19 protein-coding genes are annotated in these 18003 nt (G+C 73.0%); 10 read left to right on the forward strand and 9 right to left on the reverse strand.

What is annotated here, in order from left to right:
• Positions 1–52: 52 nt before the first annotated feature.
• Positions 53–670 carry a hypothetical protein gene (locus tag ACIQ6R_RS32895; protein ID WP_404225371.1) on the reverse strand — a complete coding sequence of 206 codons (618 nt, stop codon included), beginning with the start codon at positions 668–670 and terminating at the stop codon, positions 53–55.
• A gap of 102 nt (positions 671–772) precedes the next feature.
• Positions 773–1186 carry an SRPBCC family protein gene (locus tag ACIQ6R_RS32900; protein WP_404225373.1) on the reverse strand — a complete coding sequence of 138 codons (414 nt, stop codon included), beginning with the start codon at positions 1184–1186 and terminating at the stop codon, positions 773–775.
• 168 nt (positions 1187–1354) lie between these two features.
• On the opposite strand from ACIQ6R_RS32900, the gene ACIQ6R_RS32905 reads away from it, so the two are divergent.
• The gene (locus tag ACIQ6R_RS32905) at positions 1355–2539 is read left to right on the forward strand and encodes a PP2C family protein-serine/threonine phosphatase (RefSeq protein WP_404225374.1); all 1185 of its coding nucleotides are present in this window, start codon (positions 1355–1357) and stop codon (positions 2537–2539) included.
• A 30-nt stretch (positions 2540–2569) separates the two neighbouring features.
• Here the strand turns inward: ACIQ6R_RS32905 and ACIQ6R_RS32910 are convergent, their stop codons facing one another.
• Positions 2570–2881, reverse strand: coding sequence for a hypothetical protein (locus ACIQ6R_RS32910; protein WP_404182779.1), 312 nt, complete (start codon positions 2879–2881; stop codon positions 2570–2572).
• A gap of 237 nt (positions 2882–3118) precedes the next feature.
• Here ACIQ6R_RS32910 and ACIQ6R_RS32915 point away from each other — a divergent pair, with 237 nt between their 5' ends.
• The 3 genes from ACIQ6R_RS32915 to ACIQ6R_RS32925 are packed head-to-tail and all read left to right on the forward strand — an operon-like array spanning position 3119 to position 4835.
• Positions 3119–3817: a nucleotidyltransferase family protein gene (locus tag ACIQ6R_RS32915; protein ID WP_404182781.1), complete on the forward strand. Its 699-nt coding sequence runs from the start codon at positions 3119–3121 to the stop codon at positions 3815–3817.
• The gene (locus ACIQ6R_RS32920; protein ID WP_404182784.1) at positions 3814–4110 is read left to right on the forward strand and encodes a BON domain-containing protein; all 297 of its coding nucleotides are present in this window, start codon (positions 3814–3816) and stop codon (positions 4108–4110) included. Before ACIQ6R_RS32915 ends, ACIQ6R_RS32920 begins: the two co-directional genes overlap by 4 nt.
• Positions 4110–4835, forward strand: a complete 726-nt coding sequence (locus ACIQ6R_RS32925; protein ID WP_404182787.1) for a metallophosphoesterase — start codon at positions 4110–4112, stop codon at positions 4833–4835. Before ACIQ6R_RS32920 ends, ACIQ6R_RS32925 begins: the two co-directional genes overlap by 1 nt.
• Positions 4836–4850: 15 nt before the next feature.
• Here the strand turns inward: ACIQ6R_RS32925 and ACIQ6R_RS32930 are convergent, their stop codons facing one another.
• Entirely contained in the window at positions 4851–5489 is a 639-nt protein-coding gene (locus ACIQ6R_RS32930) for a GNAT family N-acetyltransferase (protein ID WP_404225375.1), read from the reverse strand.
• A gap of 109 nt (positions 5490–5598) precedes the next feature.
• On the opposite strand from ACIQ6R_RS32930, the gene ACIQ6R_RS32935 reads away from it, so the two are divergent.
• The 4 genes from ACIQ6R_RS32935 to ACIQ6R_RS32950 all read left to right on the forward strand — a co-directional run bounded on the left by ACIQ6R_RS32935 (position 5599) and on the right by ACIQ6R_RS32950 (position 9926).
• On the forward strand, positions 5599–8088 hold the full coding sequence (locus tag ACIQ6R_RS32935) for a molybdopterin oxidoreductase family protein (protein ID WP_404225377.1): 2490 nt from the start codon (positions 5599–5601) through the stop codon (positions 8086–8088).
• Positions 8085–8576 (forward strand): hypothetical protein, encoded by a 492-nt coding sequence (locus ACIQ6R_RS32940; protein WP_404225379.1) that lies wholly within the window; start codon positions 8085–8087, stop codon positions 8574–8576. The genes ACIQ6R_RS32935 and ACIQ6R_RS32940 overlap by 4 nt, the downstream gene beginning before the upstream one ends.
• A 151-nt stretch (positions 8577–8727) precedes the next feature.
• Positions 8728–9261 carry a DoxX family protein gene (locus tag ACIQ6R_RS32945; protein WP_404225380.1) on the forward strand — a complete coding sequence of 178 codons (534 nt, stop codon included), beginning with the start codon at positions 8728–8730 and terminating at the stop codon, positions 9259–9261.
• A gap of 101 nt (positions 9262–9362) precedes the next feature.
• On the forward strand, positions 9363–9926 hold the full coding sequence (locus tag ACIQ6R_RS32950; RefSeq protein WP_404182802.1) for a hemerythrin domain-containing protein: 564 nt from the start codon (positions 9363–9365) through the stop codon (positions 9924–9926).
• A gap of 60 nt (positions 9927–9986) precedes the next feature.
• On the opposite strand, the gene ACIQ6R_RS32955 is transcribed toward ACIQ6R_RS32950, so the two are convergent.
• Positions 9987–10997, reverse strand: a complete 1011-nt coding sequence (locus ACIQ6R_RS32955) for an NAD-dependent epimerase/dehydratase family protein (RefSeq protein WP_404225382.1) — start codon at positions 10995–10997, stop codon at positions 9987–9989.
• A 489-nt stretch (positions 10998–11486) separates the two neighbouring features.
• Between ACIQ6R_RS32955 and ACIQ6R_RS32960 the strand changes: the two genes are divergently transcribed.
• Positions 11487–12731 (forward strand): MFS transporter, encoded by a 1245-nt coding sequence (locus ACIQ6R_RS32960; protein WP_404225384.1) that lies wholly within the window; start codon positions 11487–11489, stop codon positions 12729–12731.
• A 267-nt stretch (positions 12732–12998) separates the two neighbouring features.
• Here ACIQ6R_RS32960 and ACIQ6R_RS32965 read toward each other — a convergent pair whose 3' ends face one another.
• The 3 genes from ACIQ6R_RS32965 to ACIQ6R_RS32975 form a co-directional block, all read right to left on the reverse strand.
• Positions 12999–13538 carry a hypothetical protein gene (locus tag ACIQ6R_RS32965; protein WP_404182812.1) on the reverse strand — a complete coding sequence of 180 codons (540 nt, stop codon included), beginning with the start codon at positions 13536–13538 and terminating at the stop codon, positions 12999–13001.
• Positions 13539–14107: 569 nt separating this feature from the next.
• Complete coding sequence (locus ACIQ6R_RS32970; protein WP_404225386.1) at positions 14108–14872, reverse strand: maleylpyruvate isomerase family mycothiol-dependent enzyme; 765 nt, start codon at positions 14870–14872, stop codon at positions 14108–14110.
• Positions 14873–14943: 71 nt separating this feature from the next.
• On the reverse strand, positions 14944–15267 hold the full coding sequence (locus ACIQ6R_RS32975) for a hypothetical protein (RefSeq protein ID WP_404182818.1): 324 nt from the start codon (positions 15265–15267) through the stop codon (positions 14944–14946).
• Positions 15268–15467: 200 nt separating this feature from the next.
• Between ACIQ6R_RS32975 and ACIQ6R_RS32980 the strand changes: the two genes are divergently transcribed.
• Positions 15468–16337, forward strand: coding sequence for a fructosamine kinase family protein (locus ACIQ6R_RS32980; RefSeq protein ID WP_404182821.1), 870 nt, complete (start codon positions 15468–15470; stop codon positions 16335–16337).
• 3 nt (positions 16338–16340) lie between these two features.
• On the opposite strand, the gene ACIQ6R_RS32985 is transcribed toward ACIQ6R_RS32980, so the two are convergent.
• Positions 16341–17999, reverse strand: coding sequence for a catalase (locus tag ACIQ6R_RS32985; RefSeq protein ID WP_404182824.1), 1659 nt, complete (start codon positions 17997–17999; stop codon positions 16341–16343).
• Between the last annotated feature and the right edge of the window lie 4 nt (positions 18000–18003).

Below are 18003 nucleotides of genomic sequence, written 5' to 3' on the forward strand. Positions count from 1 at the left end.
TCCTCGGGCCGGGCGGCGGGCCGCCCGCCGTGACCCAGCGGGCGGCGACCGTTCAGTTCAGCTTGTCGACGGCAGCGACCGTGGCGGCCTTGAAGTCGGCCACCTGGGCGTACGCGAAGGTGCCCATCCGACCCCACTGCACGACGGTCACCGTCCTGCCGTCCCGGCCCACCGAGAACAGGCCGATGTCGGAGGCACCCCACTCGGCGACCGTGTGCACTCCGTAGACGTGGGCGCCCTCCTCCACGTTCAGCCGGCCGTAGTACTTCTGCGCGGCGGTGATGTCGGGGTACCGCTCCATCACCCTCCGCGCGCAGTCGGCGAGGTTCCCGCGCAACAGGGCGGCGAACTCCCTGGCCTGCCGCGTGTCGCGTTCGACGACCGTGACCTGGAGGGCGCCGGTGTCGTACTCGGTCCAGTACCGGCGGTGGGAGGCGGTGGACGGCAGCGCCTCGCCGACGCACATGGGCAGCGGGTCCGGCTGCCCGGCGGTGACCGGTCCGGCGTACCAGTCGGAGGTGGGATGCGGCGGCAGTTCGGCCGGCTCCAGGAAGGCGGGCGGATCGGTCCGCGGCGTCGCCGCGGTCGCCGGGACGGCGGTCACGGCGACGGCGACACCGGCCGCGAGCGCGGTCAGGGCGGCGCGGACCCCTCGGTCACGGACGTACATGTCTCCCCCATGTCGGTTCGTCGGTATCGGTCGTCCTTTTCCCCGTACGACCCGTACGACCCGACATGACGGTGAAGGGTTGCCCTTGTCCCTCCCACGAATTCACCCGGCCGCGTCGTCGGTGCGCGTCCGCACCCGCTCCTCCAGACGCCGCAGGCTGCTGTCGAGGGCGTCGGCCACCGCGTGCTCCCCGGGGTCGTGGCCCTCGTCGAAGAACGACAGGTGCACCGTCACCTCGCTGGCCCCGCTGTCGAGCCCGGCGACCTGGAGCCAGCCGGCGTAGCTGCCCTGGTCGCGGGTGCCCCATTCGAGCCGCATCTGCTCGGGCCGGGCGCTCAGCAGCGCGGAGGTGTCCTGGTCGGTGCGGTCCTCGTGCACGGTGACCGCCGGCGGGTCCTCGGGCTCCACGTGCAGGTCCCGGGGCAGCCAGGTGTCCAGCTGCCCGACATCCGCGGCCTGGTCGAAGACCTGCTCGGCCTGGGCGGGCATGGTGCGGGAACGCTCGTACTCGGTCATGTGGCACCACTCCTCGGCGTTCGGGGCGTACGACCTGACGCGTGCCCGGTCTGCCCGGACCGAAGCGCTCCACGGGTGATCCGCTCGACGGGCGGGGCGGGGCACGCGGTGCCAGACTGCTGCGCAGTGTGCCCCGCCACGACGGGTTTCTCGACGAGGGGAGACGAGGTGTCGACGCCAGAGGCGAGCGATGCGCTGCTGCAGGACTTCCTCGCCGATCCGGCCCATCTGACCCTGGACCTGACCGCCGCGGTGGCCCAGTGCACGAAGGCGCTGGATCTCCAGCACGCGGTGGTCTACCTCGTCGACCTGCAGCAACGTCACCTCGTGCCGCAGACCGACGTGGCGTCGGCCATTCCCGTCGACGGCTCCCTCGCGGGCTGGGCCTACCGCACGCAGGCGCTGCGGGTGGAGGAGTCGGGCACGGGCGGCGTCACGGCGTGGCTGCCCCTGGTGGACGGCGCCGAGCGGCTCGGCGTGCTGGCGGTCTACTCGTCGGCGCTCACCTCCGCCACGCTGACCCGGGGCCGGGCGCTGGCCTCGCTCCTGGCCATGATGATCACCTCGAAGCGGGCCTTCGAGGACTCCTTCGTGCGGCACACCCGTACCAGGCCGATGCACCTCCCGTCGGAGATGCTGCGCGCGTTCCTGCCGCCGCGCACGATCGGCAACTCGCACGTCGTGTCGACGGCCGTCCTCGAACCGGCCTACGAGCTGGGCGGCGACGCCTTCGACCACTCGCTCACCCGGACGACGCTGCACGTCTCGGTCATCGACTCCATGGGGCACGACCTGGCTTCCGGGCTGACCAGCGCGGTGGCGCTGGCCGCCTGCCGCAACGCCCGGCGCAACGGCGCCGATCTGCCCGCGCTCGTGGAGTGCGTCGACGACGCGCTGGCCCGCTGGCTGCCGGAGCAGTACTGCACCGCGGTCCTCGCCCAGCTGGAGTTCGAGACCGGTGTGCTGCGCTGGACCAACTGCGGTCACCCGGCGCCCCTCCTGATCCGGGGTGAGCAGTTGATCGTCGACGCCCTGGAGCGGGACGCCGACCCGCCGATGGGCGCGCCGGCCTCCCTGTCCGCCCAGCCGCGCCGGACGCACGAGATGAGACTCGAACCCGGTGACCGGGTGCTGATGTACACCGACGGGGTCACGGAGGCGCGCACCCGGGAGGAGAAGCTCTTCGGGCTCGAACGGTTCGCGGACTACGTCATCCGGGCCACGGCGGGCGGCGAGCTGGCACCCGAGTCGCTGCGGCGGCTGATCCACTCGATCCTCGACTCGCAGACCGGCGGACGGCTGCGGGACGACGCGACGATCCTGATGTTCGAATGGCGGCCGCCGGCCTGCTGACGCCGCCACGGCGGCACCGGCCCCGACAGGTCAGACCGGGTGCCCTCGCGCACGCAGCCAGTCGTGCACGGTGTCCTTGTCCGACGGGGTGATCCGGACGGGCCCTTCCACATAGGGGCCCTCGTCCTCGGTGAAACCGGTGTCCGTGACCCTCGCGGTGACCCAGGTGGCCAGGTCCTGGGCGGCCCGCTCGGACAGGGCGCCGCGTTCCCAGCCGGTGCGGGCCTCGTGGGCCGCGGCGCGGTCGTGGTGTTCGGTCTCCGCCAGCCACGCGGCCACCAGCCGTTCCACCGTCCGGCGGTCCTCGGGCCCGGTCCGCTGCTGCGCCTGCTTGTCGTTCATGCCGCCCGAGTGCCCGGATTCCTCCCCGGGCCTCACCTTCGGGACGGGTTCGTGTCGGCGTTACCGCGCCGGGTACCCGGAACCCCAGCGGAGGACCGGCTCGACCCAGTCCGATCGATTCTCGCCTCAGTCCCGTTCGGACTGATCGGGCGGGGTTCTGACTGATTCGATCCGACAGAGCGCGACAGCCCGGAGATTCGTTCCGGCAGAACGCGACGGCCCGGAAAGGGGACAGTGATGACGCAGCCCGCCGACGACCACGCTCTCGACCAGCGCGCCGGCGTTTCCGAGCTTCGTCTGGCAGCGGGGGACGCCGAACTCGTCCCCCGGAACGACGCACGCCACGAAGACCTCCCGCTCGACCGCAATCAGGCGATCCTGCAGGCGGCCAAGCAGGTGGGCTCGATCCTGAAGAAGAAGGAGCACCCGTTCGCGCTGGCCGGCAGCGTGGCCGTGTACGCGCACGGCGGCACCCAGAACCTCCAGCACGACGTCGACTTCTGCATCCGGCCCGACGACGCGGAGGCCGTCGCCGCGACGCTGCGGGAAGCGGGTCTGGCGGTGTACACGCCGCCCGAGGACTGGCTGCTGAAGGCGAACTGCCTGGGACAGCAGGTCGACCTCATCTTCGAGCTGGCGCACGAGCCCGTCACGACGGAGCTGCTGGCGCGGGCCCAGGACCTCTCCGTCGACTCGGTGCTCATGCCGGTCCTGTCGCCGACCGACCTGCTGCACGGTCTGCTGGCGGCCTTCTCGGAGCACCACTGCGACTTCGGGGCGGTGCTGCCGATCGCCCGCACGCTGCGGGAGAAGATCGACTGGGAAGAGCTGCGCCGCGACTGCGGGGACGCCCCGATGCCCGCCGCGTTCTTCTTCATCCTCGAACGGCTGGAGATCATCTCCCCGGCCCATTCCGCGAAGGAGGAGCGGCGATGAGCGACCCCGTCGCACACCAGGGCCCCGCGGCGAGCGGCACCGCTGGCGCGGCCGAGAACGTCGAGTACCGCGTGGCCCACCTGCACGACCGGCTCGCGGCGGAGGAGCTCGGCGAGCTGGGCGTACGGGCCGAGATCCGGGCCGGCGCGATCGTACTCAGCGGCACGGTGCCTTCCGCCCAGTGCCGCGAGACCGTGCTGCGCGTCGCCCACGAGGAGCTGGCCGGGCTCACCGTGCACACCGACGTCGTGGTGGCGGAGACGGCCGGCCCCGACCATGCGGAGGAGCTGTGATGATCCGCGTCGCCGCCGTCGGAGACATCCACATGGGGCCGGACAGCCAGGGACTGCTGCGGCCGGCCTTCGAGACTCTGCCCGACTGTGCCGACCTGCTGCTGCTCGCCGGGGACCTCACCCGGCACGGCACGCCGGAGGAGGCGCGGGTGGTGGCCCAGGAGGTACGCGACCTGCCAGTACCGGTGGTGGCCGTACTCGGCAACCACGACCACCACGACGAGCAGCCCGAGAAGGTCACCGCCCTCCTCCAGGACGCCGGCGTGCGAGTCCTGGAGGGCGAGGGGACCGTCGTGGAGTGCGCCGGGACCCGGGTGGGGATCGCCGGGACCAAGGGGTTCGGGGGCGGTTTCGTCGGGCGCAGCGCGGGAGAGTTCGGTGAGCCGATCATGAAGGAGTTCGTCCGCACCACACGCCGCTCGGCGGACAGCCTGCACGCCGCGCTGAAGGAGTTGGACGACGGGGGCTGCGCGGCCCGGGTGGCGCTGACCCACTTCTCCCCCGTCGCCGACACGCTCGCCGGGGAGCCACCGGAGATCCACCCGTTCCTCGGCAGCTATCTGCTGGCCGAGGCGATCGACACGGCCGGCGCGGACCTCGCCGTCCACGGCCACGCCCACCTGGGCTCGGAGCACGGGATGACGGCGGGCGGAGTGCGGGTGCGCAACGTGGCCCAGCCCGTCATCCGCCGGGCCTTCAACGTCTACCGCCTGGGCGCCGCCTGACCATCGCCCCGTGCGTCAGGTCCGGCCGGCGTCCTCCGTCGTACGCCCGAGGCAGGTGACGTCCGCGGGGTCCAGGCCCGCCGCCTCGATCACGTGGAAGCCCATACGGTCGTAGAAGGCCCTGGCCGGCGTGTTGGCCGTCGCCATGACCAGGTGGACGGCCGGTACGCCGCGCTCCCGCAGGGCCCGCCAGAACGTGCGCATCAGCTCCCGGCCGTGTCCGCGGCCCTGCCAGTCGGGCAGCAGGTCGATGTGCAGATGGGCCGGGTACGCGGCCAGTTCGGGGACGATCATCCGCTCCGGGTCGTGCAGCAGTCGGGCCATGACCTCGTCCGGGGAGCCGGGTGTGGCGTCCGGCGCCGGATAGCGGTCCGCGACCCGGGGCAGCCACTTGGCGCGGAACTCCTCCGCGAAACGCGGGGTGTCCGCCGTACCGAGGATGTAGCCGACCGCCCGGCCCTGCCCGTCGTCCAGCACGAAGGCCAGGTCGGGGTCCAGGTGGACGTAGGGGGCGGCGAAGACGGCGGGCAGCACGGCGGGGTCGGCGTACACGGGCCGGCTGTCCCGGCCGTTGTGCGCGGTGCGGACGCAGATGTCGTCGAGAGCCTGGGCGTCGGCGGGGCGGTACGGGCGTACGGCGGCTGTCGGGGTCACCGCAGCATCCTGCCCGCCTGGGAGCGCTCCCACAAGTGGCTCGCTTCGATCGGTGGCGCCCGGGTACCCGGCGGCCGGCACGGTGGCGGCAGTTGGCGGGAGGCCGGCTATGGAGGATACGGACCGGATCGCGCGGCCGTGGGGCGACAGGATGCCCTACGGGCGGCACGAGACCTGGCCGGCCCGGGTGGACACCTTCCTCGCGGAGGGGGTGGAGCCTGAGGCGGTGCGGCGATGGGTGCAGTCGGCGTCGATCCTGCACTCCGACGGCGACGCCATGGACATCGCGGTGGCGGCCGACGGCCGGATGGTCGGTGTACGGGGCCGGGACGTGGACCGGGTCAACCGAGGCCGGCTCGGTCCGAAGGACCTGTTCGGGTGGCAGGCGAACGCCTCCCGGGACCGGCTGACCCGGCCGCTGGTGAGGCGGGACGGGCGGCTGGTGGAGACGGACTGGGACACCGCGATGGACCTGGTGGCCGCCCGCTCGCGCGAACTGCTCGAGGAGCGGGGCCCGGGCTCGATCGGCTTCTACACCTCCGGCCAGCTGTTCCTCGAGGAGTACTACACGCTCACGGTGCTCGCCCGGGGCGGCATCGGCACCAACCACCTCGACGGCAACACCCGCCTGTGCACGGCGACGGCCGGGGAGGCGCTGAAGGAGACGTTCGGCTCCGACGGGCAGCCCGGCAGCTACGACGACTTCGACCACGCCGACGTGGTCGCGCTGTTCGGCCACAACATCGCCGAGACCCAGCCCGTGCAGTGGATGCGGCTGCTGGACCGGATGGAGGGGGCCGACCCGCCGCGCCTGCTGTGCGTCGACCCCCGGCCCACGCGGGTCGCCCGGCACGCCGCCGTGCACCTCGCGCCCCGCGGCGGGACCAACGTCGCCCTGCTCAACGCGCTGCTGCACGAGACGATCCGGCACGAGAGGATCGACCGCGACTTCATCGCCGCGCACACCGTCGGTTTCGAGGAACTGGCCGACCGGGTCGCCGGCTGCACGCCCAAGTGGGCCGCGGACATCTGCGACGTCCCCGCCGCCCGGATCGAGGAGGCGGCCGAACTCGTCGGCACCACCGACGCGTTGGTCTCCACCGTCCTCCAGGGCGTCTACCAGTCCCACCAGGCCACCGCCGCCGCGGTGCAGATCAACAACCTGCACCTGATCCGCGGCATGCTGGGCCGCCCAGGCGCCGGCCTGCTCCAGATGAACGGCCAGCCCACCGCGCAGAACACCCGCGAGTGCGGCGCCAACGGCGACCTGCCGGGCTTCCGCAACTGGCAGAACGACGCCCACGTCGCCGACCTCGCGAAGGTGTGGAACGTGGAGCCGGAGACGATCCCGCACTACGCGCCGCCCACGCACGCGATGCAGATGTACCGGTACGCCGAGCAGGGCTCGATCCGGATGCTGTGGATCAGCGGCACCAACCCGGCCGTGTCCCTGCCCGAACTGTCCCGCATCCGCTCGATCCTGACGCAGCAGCGCCTGTTCACGGTCGTACAGGACCTGTTCCTGACGGAGACGGCGCAACTGGCCGACGTGGTGCTGCCCGCCGCCACCTGGGGCGAGAAGACCGGCGCCCTCACCAACGCCGACCGCACGGTGCACCTGTCTCAGAAGGCCGTCGAACCGCCCGGCGAGGCCAAGCCCGACCTGGAGATCTTCCTGGACTACGCCCGGCGCATGGACTTCCGGGACAAGGACGGCGGCCCGCTGATCACCTGGGACGACCCCGAGTCGGCGTTCGAGGCGTGGAAGCGGTGCAGCGCGGGCCGGCCCTGCGACTACACCGGCCTGACCTACGCCAAGCTGCGCGACACCAGCGGTATCCAGTGGCCCTGTGACGAGCGGGCGCCCGAGGGCACCGCGCGGCTCTACACCGACGGTTTCGGCTGGGCCCACCCGGACCTGTGCGAGAGCTACGGCAAGGACCTGGAGACCGGGGCGTCGCAGGAGGTCGTGGAATACCGCTCCCTCAATCCCGACGGCAGGGCGATGCTGAAGGCCGCCGCCTACCGGCCGCCGCACGAGGAGCCGGACGAGGAGTATCCGTTCCAGCTCACCACGGGCCGGACGATCTACCACTTCCACACCCGTACGAAGACCGGGCGGGCGCCCCAGCTCAACGCCGCGGCCCCCGACGTGTGGGTGGAGATCTCCACCGCTGACGCGGACCGGCTCGGCCTCGGCGAGGGCGACCTGGTCGACGTGACGAGCAAGCGCGGTTCGCTGCGCGGGCGGCTGCGGGTGACCGGCATCCGGCCGGGCCTGCTGTTCGTGCCGTTCCACTACGGCTACTGGGACACCGAGGACGGGTCCGGGCCGGGCCCGGACGCTCCCGGGCGGGCCGCCAACGAGACGACCGTCACGGACTGGGACCCGGCCTCCAAGCAGCCGCTGTTCAAGACGGCCACGGCCGCCCTCACCCTCGTCGAGCGCGGCGACGGCCGGCCGTCCCCCGCCCCGACCACCACCGCCTCGGCGCCCGTCACCGCCGGCACCGCACCACCGACCGCGGGGGGAACGGCGGCGCACACGGCACAGACACCGGCCGAGTTCCCGCACGGCCGCGAGGAAGGCGCCCAGTGAACGGCATCACCCTGACCCTGCGCACGCTGCACCGCGGCGAGCGGCGCCTGGCGCACGACCTGGTGACCGTCGCCGAGCGGCACCGTTCCGAGCACGAGGTCCATCACGTCGCCACCGATCTCGCCGTCTGGTCCCGGGAACACGTCCGGCGGCTGGCCGAGGTCGCCGCGCACCACGACGTGAAGCTCGGCGACCCGGCCGACCAAGCGTCGGACGGCGTCTTCGCCACGCTGCGGAAGAAGGCGTCGGAGGCGGTGGCGCACCGCCCCGAGCCCGGCCTGCTGCTCCTGCGCGACCTGCGGGAGCTGCACGTCGCCGCCGCGGAGAACTCGCTGCACTGGGAGATGCTCGCCCAGGCCGCCCAGGCGTCCAGGGACAGCGAGCTGCTGGGGCTGGCCTCGGCCTGCCATCCGCGGACACTGCGCCAGATGCGCTGGACCAACACCATGATCAAGAATTTGTCACCGCAGATCCTCAACAGCCTGTGACCTGGGCGGAACCCGCGCGGCGCGGTGCCGACGAGCGCCACTGCCGCGCCGGACGCCGAATGGCGCCGCCGGGTCCGGGCACCTGATGATCCGAGTAGGCATCACACCCTTGGCAACCTCCGACACCGACGGAAAGAAGCGAGAGAGCGTCATGAGTCTTTTGCGTATGGTCGGCCGCCCGATGCTCGCCTCGATGTTCGTCGCGGGCGGTCTGCAAAGCCTGCGCCGGCCCGAGGACGTGGCCCCGGCGGCGGAGCCGATCGTGCGGCCGGTGGCCGACCGCGTGGCGGCGCTGCCGGACGGCACCGAACAACTCGTACGGCTCAACGGCGCCGTCCAGGTGGTGGGCGGGATCATGCTCGGGCTCGGCCGCTGTCCGCGGCTGGCCGCGCTGGCCCTCGCGGCGACGCTGGTCCCCACCACGCTGGCGGCGCACCGCTACTGGGAGGCGGAGGACCCGTCCGACCGCACCCAGCAGCGCATCCACTTCCTGAAGAACCTGTCCATGATGGGCGGGCTGCTGATCGCGGCCGACGACACCGGCAGCGCCCCCTCGCTGCTGTGGCGCGGCCGGCACGCGGCCCAGGACCTGCGGCACGACGCCCACTTGGTGCACCGTTCGGTGCGGGCCGCGGCACGTCCCGCGGCGGCGGCGGGCGGTGTCCGGGCCAAGCTGGGCGTCTGAGCCCGGCGCCGGCGAACGGGCGTTAGCCCACTGAGTGCGGGGGGACCCGACGCTCGTGGCGGGTCGGTCCCGTAACCGCCACGGTCTACTGGAGGTGAAGCATGGGACACGGAGGAAACGTCATCGACGAGCTGACGACCGATCACCGTGAGGTCGAGGAGCTCTTCGGCAAGATCGAGGCGCTGCCGTCCGGTCACAAGGACCGCAAGCTGTACGCCGATCAGGCCACGATCGAGCTGATCCGGCATTCGGTGGCGGAGGAGGCGTATCTCTACCCGGCCGTCCGTGAGCACGTGCCGAACGGAGGTGCCCTCGCGGACAAGGAACTCGAGGACCACGCCGAGGCCGAGCAGATCATGAAGGACCTGGAGGACTGCGCGTCGGACGACGCCGAGTTCGACCGGTTGATCGGCATGCTGATGAGCGAGATCCGTGCCCACGTCGCCGACGAGGAGGGCAACCTCTTCCCGAGGCTCCGTGAGGCGTGCCCCGCGGACGCGCTGAACCAGTTGGGTGACAAGGTCCGGCAGGCGAAGAAGACGGCGCCGACACGTCCGCACCCGTCCGCGCCGGACAAGCCCCCGATGAACAAGCTCCTGGCGCCCGGTGCGGGAATGGTCGACCGGGTGCGGGACGCGATGTCGGGGCGGGGCAAGCCCGACTGAGCGCAGCCGTCCGCACTCGTGTGAGGGGCCCGTCGCCATGGCGACGGGCCCCTCACACGGTCACACCCACCACTCCCCCGCCCGTCCGGTCGTCGCCGTCGGGATCGGCTCGGGCAGGCCGCGGAGAGAGGCGACGGTGCGCTCCAGGCCGTCCTGCCAGGTCACGCTCGGCAGCCAGCCGAAGATCTCGCGGGCGAAGCCGGTGACCGGCCGGGGCTCGGCCGGGCGGTCCCCCACCCCCTCGACGAACGTCAGCGGCGAGTCGGAGCCGGTCAGGTCGATCACCCGGCGGGCGATCTCCACGGCCGTGGGCTCCTCGTCGCCGCCGATGTCCACGGGCCGCACCGAGCGGCCGGCCGCGACCAGCAGCACGCCGTCGACCATGTCGTCGACGTAGCACAGGGGGTGCTTCCGGCTGCCGTCCCCGGTGACGGTGACGGGCCGGCCGGCGAGGGCCTGCTCGATGAAGCCGGCCGGGGTCCCACCGGCGTCCGTGCGCATACCGGGTCCGTAGCCGGTGAACAGCCGGACGATGCCGGCGTTCGAGCCGTGGGCGCCCGCGTGCGCGGCGACCAGGGCCTCCGAGAACCGGACGGCCTCGGCGCAGGCGCTGTGCGGGCCGACCGGGTCGGTGTCGGGCGGCGCGGCGGGAAGCACCGGCGGCGAGGAGGCGAGCAGGAACCGGGCACCGTCCCGGTCGGCGACGGCCAGCGCGGCCTGGGTGCCGAGGCTGGCGGCCTCCAGGACCTCCACGGGCCGGTCCGGCCAGGCGGCCGAGGACGCGGGGCCCGCCAGGTGCAGGACCAGGTCGTAGGGGCCGATGAGGGCGTCCGGGCAGCCGGGCTCGGAGATGTCGCGTTCCAGGAAGCGGAAGCCGGGCCGGCCGGCGAGGTGCGCCACCTTCTCCGCCCGCCCCGTGGAGAGGTTGTCCAGGCAGTCGACTTCGACACCTGAATCGAGCAGGCGGGTGCACAGATGCGACCCGAGGAACCCCGCACCGCCGGTCACCAGGGCCTGGCCCCAGGGCGGGCGGATCTCCGCCCGCGGGCTGAACGCCGCCATCGGCATCATGAGGACGACCTTTCTTCCTCTGCGAAGCGCTGACGAAGCGTGCCCCGGGTGCCCCACCGAGTCACTTTCATACTCTGACGTCAACCGCGGCCCCAGCAGTGACAGCCCCCGTCACCAGCCGGGCGGCCGGACCGCTGTGGCCACGGTCACGGCCGCCGCCCCGACGCGTCGGGAGCCAGCCCCTGTGATCAAACCCACTGGCCTCGGCAACTTCATTCAGACGAACGGGGTTTGCCCCCTCCACTCCCCGCTCGGGGGCGGGTGACGGTGATGACTCGCCGGTCCCTTCTGCCACGATGGTCGGCGCCGTCATCCGGCTCAGTGGAGTGGCCGCGCAACGCAGCCGGCCTTCTCGCTCCCGTCCCTTTCCCTTTCCGGGTCTCGCGACCCGTCTTCGAGTGGCGCACTGTGTCTTCTTCCCCTGCCCCCGCCTCCGCACCGTCCGAGGCCGCGTCCCGTTCGCCGTGGCGCTCCCTGAGATACCGCAGCATGCGCTGGTGGTCGGTCGCGAACTTCGTGTCGAACGCCGGTACGTGGATGCAGCTCACGGTGCAGAACCTGCTGGTCCTGCAGATCACCGGGTCCGCCGCCGCGACGGGTCTGTCCATGTCCGTCCAGGCCGCGCCCGCGCTCCTGATCAGCGTGTTCGGCGGTGCGGCCGTCGACCGCTGGCCGCGGAAGCTGACCGCCGCCGTCAGCCAGGCCCTGCTCGGCGCGGTCGCGTTCGTGACGGCGCTCATGGTGGCACTGGACCGGCTCGACGTGACCTCCCTGATGGTGCTGGCCGCCGTCACCGGTGTCATCGCCACCGTCGACGGCCCGGCGTGCTCGCTGCTGGGCAACGACCTCGTCCCGGCCCAGGACGTGCCCTCCGCGATCGGCGTGGGCGCGCTGGTCCACCAGGCCGGCCGCCTCACGGGGGCCGCGCTGGCCGGGGTCACGGTCGGTTTCCTCGGCACGGCCGCCGCCTACGCCGCCAACGGGCTGTCTTTCCTGTTCGTGGCCTCGGTCATCCCCTTCCTGCGTCCGGCGCGCGGGGCGGTCAAGCACACCGGGGCGGTGAAGCGCGGCGGTGAGGCGGACACCATGACCGTGCGCGAGGGGCTGGCCTTCTTCGCACGCCGTCCCCGCCTGCTGGCGCTGGCCGGCGTCACCGGGGTCAGCGCGGTCTTCGGCCGCAACTACCACCTCACCCTGGCCGTCCTGGTCACCGGGCCGCTCGCGGGCGGCGCCGGGTCGTTCGGCACGGTCTCCACGGTGCTGGCCGTCGGCGGCATCGTCGGCGCCGTTCTGGGTGCCCGGCTGCGCCGGCCCTCCGTGCGGACCGTGGGCGCGCTGGCCGCCGCGGGCGGGCTGCTGCAGGTGGTGGCCGGCCTGTCGCCGTCGCTGGCCGTCCTGCTGGTGATGGTGCTGCCGATGGCCGTGGTGGAGTCCGTCTCCGACACCGCGGGCACGGCGGTGCTCCAGACCGACCCGCCCGCGCACATGCGGGGCCGGGTGCTCGGGGTGTGGGGCAGCATCGGCACCGTGTGGGGACTGGGCGGCCCGCCGGCACTCGGCCTGCTGATGGAGCTGGCCGGTGCGCGCGGCGCCCTGATCGCGGGCGGACTGATCATCGCGGGCAGCATCGGCGCGGGCCACCTCCTGCGGCAGCGCCAGACCGGCACACCGGTGGCGCTGCGCGCCGGAGACGCGGAAGTGCCCGGCCAGGCAGCCCTGGGGACGGCCGCCTGAGCGAGCCCCCCCCCCACCCCCGGGGCGGACGGAGAGCCGCGTACGGCGAGAAGGGACGTGTCGGAGGGTGTCCGCCGCAGCGGTTGGCGCGTCAACACGCAGCACTTCCGTGGCCGACCGGTTCCGCGCCGCTCCAAGGACGGACACCCACGGCGCGGCCCGGCCCACCACGCCGCCGCACGCGCGGCCCGCACCGCGACCCGCACCCCCCACCGAACCCCGCACAGGGCCGCGGCAGGCATCCCGCAACCACCCTCAGGGCGCGGATCAGGCGACGAGCGCCCGGCCGGGATCCAGCCGGGCGACGAGCTGGGCGTGGTGCAGTGTGGCGACGGGCGCGGCGAGATCGGGGTGGCGCAGCAGCGTCGCTGCCCGCCGGTCCTGCTCGTCGGGCGCGAGCAGGCGGCGGAACTCGACCGGCGTACCGGACGGCGCACCCGACACAAGGTCACCGTCGGCCAGCGCCGCCACGGCAAGGGCGGCCAGTTCCGGGTCGGTCAGCAGGCAGGCCGCCCAGCTCGCGACGACCTCGTCCACCCAGGTCCGCCAGGCGTCCCCGTCCGCGTCGGCGACCGCCGTACCGTCCGCGCCGGTGATCCAGTCGAGCCGGGCGGAGCCTCCGGGCCCCGCCACGCCCAGCAGCGCGACGTCGATCGGGGTCGGATAGCGCAGCCGGGCCGCGACCGTCACCGCCTGCCGCGCCTGCGCCTCGCACAGAGCGCCGGCCAGCGCGCCGCCGGACGCCGGATAGGCGCGGGTGAGCCACTGGGCGGTCGCCGCGATGACGGGGGAGAGATCTGCGTGCACTGCAGGGCCGTCCGAACTGCTCGTCGTGGGACACGGAGTCTGGTCGCCGTGGAGGACACGGGGTCCGCGAGAACCGTAGCCCGAGCCCCCCGGCGCGGAACATGGCCCGGCTCGCGTCGACGGCGTGGCCTCGGACACATCCCGGGCGGGCCGAAGGGCCCGGCCGCGGGCGCGAGCGCACTGCGTGCCCTCCCTTCTTACCCAGGACTGCACCCCCGGGCGACCTTCGCCGATCCCCGGGTGCCCGCCCGGCCGGCCGAACCGGTGCGCGTCGGGTCCGCACCCGCGCACGAGGCCGTCCCTGCCGCCCGGGGCGCCGCCGCGGAGCCGGCCGGGCCCCGTTTCACCGTCGTCGTGGTGCTGACCCTGGCCGGCTTCACGTGGCCTCGCCGGTCGGGTGCGACCCCGCGCGGGCGGCGCTCGGCGGGCGCTGGCCCGGCGCCATGTCACGCCACGCCATGTCATGCCATGTCACGCCACGGGAGATGGCGTGCTCCGCGCCCCCGCTGTTCTGCCTGTTCGTGCAGGCGCCCGGCGTCGTGGTGCAGGGTGTGGTGGCGGGCGGCCGGTCACTCGGCCGCCACGACGATGCAGCGCCGCAACTCCTCGACCACCTCCGGGTCGCCCTCGATCGTCACCCCGGTGTCCCCGTCGGGGCTCTCCCGGTTCCACAGCCGGCGCAGCACGGCCTCCGGGGTGCCGCTGAACGTCACGTCGGCGGTGCCGTCGCCGGCGCCGTCCGTCACCGCGAACTCCCCCGGGCCGGTCCGTACCCGCCACGTCGCGTCACCGGCCCGTACCAGGGACGTGTGCCCCGGCGTGTCGCCCAGGACGTCGGTGAAGTACTCGCCCCACTCGGCGACGGAGTACGCGGCGAAGACCTTGAGCAGTTCGTCGATCCCGTCCACGGCGAGATCGGCCGGGACGGGCGCGACGGACCGTCCGGTGGCGAGTTCGGCGTCGATGCGGTGGATGACGGTCTCCTGGGCCATCCGTCGGATCCAGAAGCCGACGCTCTGGTCGGGGCCGTACCAGCCGGCGGCCGGGTCCTCGGGAGCGCGGGTGGCGAACTCGGCGCGCAGCGCGGTGTACCCACGGTCGAGCAGCGCCGTCGGCTCCTCCTCGGCGAACTCCTTCGGCGGCCACGGCTCGGGCTCGACGCCCTCGCGCATGGCGACGGTCTTGTGCAGGTAGACCTCGCCGACGTGGCGGGTCAGATCCGCGACGGTCCAGCCGGGGCAGGTGGGCACCGGGGCTTCGGCGTCGGTCGCCACGACGGCCCGCAGCCGGTCGTAGTCGGCCGCGAGGCAGTCGAGGAAACGGGAGTACTCCATGCCGCAGAGCCAAGCACACGCTCAGGAACGCGGCACCGCGTTCTACCGGCCGGGCGGGACCGGTCCCGTGCTCACCAGGCCCCGCTGGTCAGCACGGGCCGGCGGACCGCCTCGGCGGCGTCCCGCAGATGGAGGGCGACGGTGATCAGGGCACGCAGCGCGGAGGGGCGCAGACTCTGGGCGCTCTCGGCGGCCAGCACCAGGAGGCAGCCCGCGGCCTGCTCGACGACCGGGACGGAGAACGCGAAGTCGTCGCCATCGGCCCCGCGGAACGCGCGCCAGGGGGCCGCCGCGCCGTCGATGGCCTTCTGGACCGCGTGTTCGAGGTGCTGTGCGGCCTGTTCGCACACGGGGGCGGGCAAGGTGATGGTGCGATGGAACGCTGAACTGGTCATAGTCCCACTGCTCCCCCGCGCCCGGGGTCTTCCTTCGGCGTACCGGAGGTTTTTCACCGGGTCGGCCGCAGCCCGGCCTGGTCTGGTCCGGCCTGGTCCGACCTGATCCGGTCCGGTCCGGTCTGGTCTGGTCCTTTCTGGTCTGGTCCGGCCTGGTCCGGTAGTCCTACGTCCCCCCACCTCGCCCTAGGCTGGTAGCCGTGCATCCCCCCACCTCGCCCTCGGCCGCCGCGGCCCGGTTCACCGGTCGGTCGGTGGCCGGTGAGCGCCCGCTGTCCGGGGCGCTCACCGAAGTCACCCTCGACGACGGACACGCGGTGATGGTCAAGCGCGGGGACGGGGCGGGAGCGGCGCGGGCCGAGGCCGCCGGGCTGCGCTGGCTGGCCGACGCCGGCACGGTGCGGATCCCGGCGGTGCGCGGCGACGACGAGCGCTGGCTGGTCACCGACCGCGTGGCACCGGGGCGGGCGAACGAGCGGGCGGCGGTCCGGTTCGGCCGGGACCTGGCCGCGCTGCACGCCGCCGGGGCTCCGGGATTCGGTGCGGCGCCGCCCGGCGGACCCGAGGACGCGTACATCGGCCTCGCCCCGATGCGCAACGTCATCGGGGGCGACTGGCCGAGCTGGTACGCCGAGCACCGGGTGCTTCCGTACATGCGCCGCGCGGTCGACGCCGGGACTCTCCGGCAGGCCGAGGCGGCCGACGTCGAGCGGGTCTGCGAGCGGCTGCCCGAGTGGGCGGGGCCCGCGGAGCCGCCCGCCCGGCTGCACGGCGATCTGTGGAACGGCAACGTGCTGTGGGGCGCCGACGGGCAGGTCCGTCTGATCGACCCGGCCGCGCACGGCGGGCACCGGGAGACCGACCTGGCGATGCTGCGCCTCTTCGGCTGCCCCCGGCTGGACCGGATCCTGGACGGCTACCAGGAGACCGCGCCGCTCGCCGACGGCTGGGCCGGCCGCGTCGGCGTGCACCAGCTCTTTCCGCTGCTGGTGCACGCCGTACTCTTCGGGCGCGGCTACGCCGAGCAGGCCCTCACGGTGGCCCGGGCGGCACTGCGACGCCCCGGCTGAGCGTCAGCGCGTCACGACGTGCCGCTCGTTGGGTACGCAGTGGGTCATCGTCAGCCCCTCGACGTCACGCGGCGGGTTCTTGCCGAGGTTGGCCAGCCGCTCGCGGTCCTCGTCGGTCAGGTCCTGGCCGGCCAGCGGCTCCAGGTGCGAGACGTCCTGCGGGCTGATGCCGATCCCCTCGCCGACCCGCAGGCCGAGATCGTTCTCGACCAGCAGGAAGTGCCACACCATGCGTTCCTGCACCGGTCGGTCGCACTGGGAGAGCAGGTTGACGAAGTTCGCCACGAGGTCGTCGCGCTCCCACGGCTCCAGCAGCAGGTAGCGCTGCCCGGCCTGCATGTAGTCGTTGGTGCGCGGGATGCGCTTGCGGGTGAGCCGCCCCCGGATCTCCGGTCCCTGCTCGTCGTGCGTGGGGTACTCGCCCTCGCGCAGGCCGCCGGTGATCGACGGCTCGTAGTTGACGATCGGGTTCTCGCCGCCGCCGTCCTGGTGGTAGGCCATCTGGCCGTCGCGCTGGTTGGTGCGGACATCGGCGTTCTTGGCCTGGTTGACGGGCAGCTGGAGGTAGTTCGGGCCGACCCGGTAGCGCTGCGTGTCGCTGTAGGAGAAGGTGCGGCCGACCAGCATCTTGTCGTCGGAGAAGTCCAGGCCGTCGACGATGACGCCGGTGCCGAAGGAGATCTGCTCGTTCTCGGCGAAGTAGTTCTCCGGCATCCGGTCGAGCACCATCCGTCCGACCGGCTTGGCCGGGAACTCCTGCTCCGGCCAGGTCTTGGTGTCGTCGAGCGGGTCGAAGTCGAGCTCCGGGTGGTCGTGGTCGTCCATCATCTGGACGAGCAGCTCCCACTCGGGGTAGTCGCCGCGGGTCACCGCGTCGTAGAGATCCTTGGTGGCGTGGCCGAGGTTGTGGGCCTGGACGTTGGCGGCGTCCTCCTCGGTCATGCTGCGTACGCCCTGCTTGGGCATCCAGTGGAACTTGACGAGCTTGGTCTCGCCGGCCGCGTTGACCCACTTGTAGGTGTTGACGCCGAAGCCCTGCTGGTGGCGGTAGTCCGCCGGGATGCCGCGCGGGCTGAACAGGTTGACCAGCATGTGCATGCACTCCGGCGTCTGCGACATGAAGTCGAAGATGCGCCGCGGCTGCTGCTCGAAGGTCACCGGGTCCGGCTTGAGGGCGTGGATGACGTCCGGGAACTTGATCGCGTCGCGGATGAAGAAGACGGCGAGGTTGTTGCCGACGAGGTCCCAGTTGCCGTCCTCGGTGTAGAACTTCACCGCGAAACCGCGGGGATCGCGGGCCGTCTCGGCCGAGTCGCGTCCGCCGATGACGGTGGAGAAGCGGACGGCCAGGTCGGTGCGCTTACCCCGCTCCTGGAACAGCTTGGCCCGGGTGTAGCGCTCGATCGGTTCGTCGCCCCAGGCGCCGTACGCCTCGAAGTAGCCGTACGCCGTCACCCCGCGGGCGTGCACGACGCGCTCGGGGATGCGCTCGCGGTCGAAGTGGCTGATCTTCTCCAGGAACTGGTAGTTCTCCAGCGTGGCGGGGCCGCGGGCGCCGACGGTGCGCTGGTTCTGGTTGTCGTAGACGGGGTGCCCCTGCCGGTTGGTGAGCACCTTGCGGTCGTCGCCCGGGGCGGGTCCCTGGCTCGATACGTCCGTCATGTTC

Origin of the sequence: Streptomyces sp. NPDC096048 (genome assembly GCF_044763415.1) — a bacterium.
GTDB lineage: Bacteria > Actinomycetota > Actinomycetes > Streptomycetales > Streptomycetaceae > Streptomyces.